The organism is Actinokineospora spheciospongiae (assembly GCF_000564855.1).
GTDB lineage: Bacteria > Actinomycetota > Actinomycetes > Mycobacteriales > Pseudonocardiaceae > Actinokineospora > Actinokineospora spheciospongiae.
This window is the reverse complement of the sequence record NZ_AYXG01000180.1, coordinates 1-2197: the sequence shown is the minus strand read 5'-3', so window position 1 is coordinate 2197 and position 2197 is coordinate 1. Positions and strand designations below refer to the sequence as shown.

Genomic DNA, 2197 nt, shown 5'->3' with positions numbered 1-2197 from the left:
TCTCCTGCACGACGTCCTCGGCGCGGTGGCGGTCGCCGCCGGTGAGGCGGGTGGTGTAGGCGAGGAGGGCGGGGCCGTGGGCGCGGACGATCTCGTCGAGCAGAGTGCTGGCGGTGGTGGTCATCGTGTGTCTCCCCTGGTGTCCGGCCCATTTCGGCGTTGGGAGAAGACTCGCGGAAATCGCCGGGGAGTTCGGTGGGACCAGCCCTCCGGCCCCGGGGGTGAGCCCGCCGATTTCCGGCGGGGCTGCCCCGGCCCCGGGTAGGGGAATCCCCACTCCGACGGCAATCGGACCAGGTCAAGACGGTGCGGCGCCGCACAAGGCGACCGGTGGCAACCCGCCGGGCCCGTCAACCCCATCCGGGGACCGCGAACCCGTGGCGGCCCGCGGCCCGTGTACCGGGCGTATCGCTCCCGACTAGATCGGACGGGTCCTGATGTCCACATTGCACACTTGGTTGCCCGCCCCGGCCCGCGAGGTGCCTGCCGACCGCGACACCGACCAGTTGACCGGGCTGACCGCGCTGACCGAGGTGCTCGCCGACGTCGACGAGCGGCAGCACTTCCTGGACTACCTCGGCGGCGCGGAGCCCGCCCACCTCGACCACTACCGCGTGAGCGCGACCCCGCTCGCGGAGCAGGACTCCCTGTGGCGGGCGAGCTGACCCGCGAGTGGCCCGGCCCCGGGTGACGGGGCGACGACTCCGACAGCTATTCCCGACCGCCGCAGTCCAGCGCGTCCGGTTCGTCGGCCGCGCCCGGCGTCCACCGCACGTTCGCCACCGACATGTCCAGCGCCTCTTCGGTGTAGAGCAGCATGAACGTGTCCACGTGCTTCGGGTCGAGCCCGTCGGCGACGAAGCACGAGATCGGGATTCGCACGGTCGTCTTCCGGTCCGGGGGCAGGACGTTGAGCAGCGACGTCAACTCCACCTGACCCCCGCACGGGTACTCGCAGTGCACCGCGACGGAGGCCCACGAGGTGGGCGGGCTGTGCACCACGGCGTCGAACACCAGCGCGGCGTCGTCGTCCAGGTACGCGCTCATGTCCCGGAACCCGGGGTCCTGGAAGTAGAGCTGGGCCGGGCCCCGGCCCGTCCAGGTGGCGCGCAGGCCGTCCGCCCCGCCCACCTTGTCCGGCCCCACCCTGATCTCGGTGTGCTCGGCGGCCCGCCTCCCGCCGAGGTAGGTGCCGTCCCAGTTCTCCTCGGAGCCGATGATGCTCCGGAACGGGGACACGTCGGAGCCGTCGTAGACCTTGACCTCCGGGATGCCCGGGGTGGCCTGCGAGGCGGGTGGCGCGTCGGCCCGCGCGGTGGTCGGGGCGACCGGCGGGGGACCGGCGATGACCTGCGAGGTGCTCGCGGCGATCTGCGGCGCGGGGGTCGTGGCGGCCGCCGACGTGGTCGTGGTCGGCGGCATGGGCGAGGCGAGCGCGCCGCCCTGGGGCGGGGTCGGGGTGTCCTCCCCGCCGCCGATCAGGGTCGCGGTGGTGGCCGCCGCGACCAGCAGCACCGCCGCCGCTGCCGCCGCGGGCACCAGCCACTTCGGCCTGCCGCTCGTGGGCCCGGGGAGCGGGGTGCCGGACGGCGGGACGACCGCGGCGGGCTGCTCGGCCGCCGGGGTGCGCGAGACCGCGGCCGCGCCGAGGGCCACGGTGAACTTCGGGTGCAGGCCCAACCGGACCGGTCTGCCGAAGGCCTCCGAGACCATCTGCGTCACCAGCGGGATGCGCGACGACCCGCCCGCGAGCAGGACGGCGGCGAGGTCGTCGGCCTTGAGCCCGGCGGAGGTGATGGTGCGGTCCAGGGCCTCGGTGGTCAGCGCGACGGCGGGGCGGATCATCTCGTTGAACTCGATCCGCGACACGAGCAGTTCCTGCCCGCCGCCGGGCAGGGGCACCTGGAGCAGGACGTCCGGTTCGGTGGAGAGTTCCTCCTTGGCCCGCACGCACAGGGCGCGGATCGCCGCCAGCGCCGCCGCGGCCTCGGGGTCGGCGGGGTCGAGTGCGCTGACCGCGCCGTCGAGGCGGGTGTCGACGTGGGCGAGCAGCGCCTCGTCGAAGTCCATGCCGCCGAGTCGTTCGATGCCCTCGGGGGTGCCCAGGATCTCCATGCCACCGTCGGTGGCCCGCAGGATGGTCGTGTCGAAGGTGCCGCCGCCGAGGTCGTAGACCGCGACCAGCTCCCCGTCGCCG

2 protein-coding genes are annotated in these 2197 nt (G+C 74.1%); one reads left to right on the top strand and one right to left on the bottom strand.

Going from position 1 to position 2197, the window contains the following annotated elements; all coding sequences use genetic code 11:
• Positions 1–437: 437 nt before the first annotated feature.
• Positions 438–665 (top strand): hypothetical protein, encoded by a 228-nt coding sequence (locus UO65_RS23190; RefSeq protein ID WP_152552227.1) that lies wholly within the window; start codon positions 438–440, stop codon positions 663–665.
• Between the two features lie 46 nt (positions 666–711).
• Here UO65_RS23190 and UO65_RS36100 read toward each other — a convergent pair.
• The coding region (locus tag UO65_RS36100; protein ID WP_052021649.1) for an Hsp70 family protein at positions 712–2197 on the bottom strand (1486 nt) is incomplete at its 5' end.

What these genes read in the sequence shown, in the direction of transcription:
- UO65_RS23190 (WP_152552227.1), top strand. Translation starts at nt 438, where the DNA reads ATGTCCACATTGCACACTTGGTTGCCCGCCCCGGCCCGCGAGGTGCCT.